Origin of the sequence: Pseudomonas sp. HMSC063H08 (assembly GCF_001813645.1) — a bacterium.
In the GTDB taxonomy this organism is placed as follows: Bacteria; Pseudomonadota; Gammaproteobacteria; order Pseudomonadales; family Pseudomonadaceae; genus Pseudomonas; species Pseudomonas aeruginosa.
Genome location: NZ_KV813366.1, coordinates 1 through 830, shown reverse-complemented (window position 1 = coordinate 830; position 830 = coordinate 1). Strand labels below are relative to the sequence as shown.

Sequence of the window (830 nt, the reverse complement as noted above, 5' to 3'; positions counted from 1 at the left end):
TAGAACCAGATCAGCGCGCCGGCCTCATGCGGCGCTGGCAGCGTATCGACACATCCCCGCGCGAGCACCGCGGTGCCGGCCGCGGCGTTGATCGCGTCGACGCGGAAGATCTCGTCATCGATCATCGCGGCCGAGCCCACCTCGACGAGGTCAAGATCAACCCCTTGGACAAGCGTGACGCTGACGCTGGTCAGGCCCCGGCCGATATCTGCTGAGATCGTCGCGACCGGGCAGAAGTCGCCGGACGTCCGCTCGTCGAATGGTGCAGACCCCACGCGGCTGAGCAGCGCGTAGTTCATCTGCAGGCCGGACGGCCGCATGCCCACCACGGCGAGGACACCCGTCTCGGGCTGCAGTTGGGCGAGATCCGCATCGCTCAGTGCCGCCGCGAGGTCGCGGTACGGCGCCTCGATGAGCCGGCGGGTCGCAATGACCCGCGGGGTGCGGTCGGGCGGGGTCCAGTTCGGCGGCTGGACTGCGGACGTCCCGGCTGCCGGCAGTCCGAACACGTCTTCCAGCGCGGTGATGGCGATGGTGCCCTTCGTGAGGGTGCCATAGTCGATCTTGCCGGCCCGCAGGACGATCAGTTCGATCCCGCGCTTCCGGCTGCGAACGCAGAACACGTCGCCAGGGTTCAGCGCATAGGCGCGCCGATCGAGCCGCACCTGGAGCTTGCGGATAGCCGACGTCGATACGTTGCAGTCGCGCGCCGCCACCCTGCCGGCCAACTCGCCGGTCGGTAGGCCCGGATACTCCTTCGTCGTCGTTATCACGCCACCGGCCGCGCGGATCGCGCCGGCATTCTTCGCACGGGCACGCCGGTCGGTGTT

Annotated in this window: 1 pseudogene; it reads right to left on the bottom strand. The window is 68.9% G+C overall.

Features of this window, described 5'->3' with window-relative positions:
* Positions 1–830: pseudogene (locus HMPREF2924_RS05495) on the bottom strand (hypothetical protein); the annotation flags it as partial.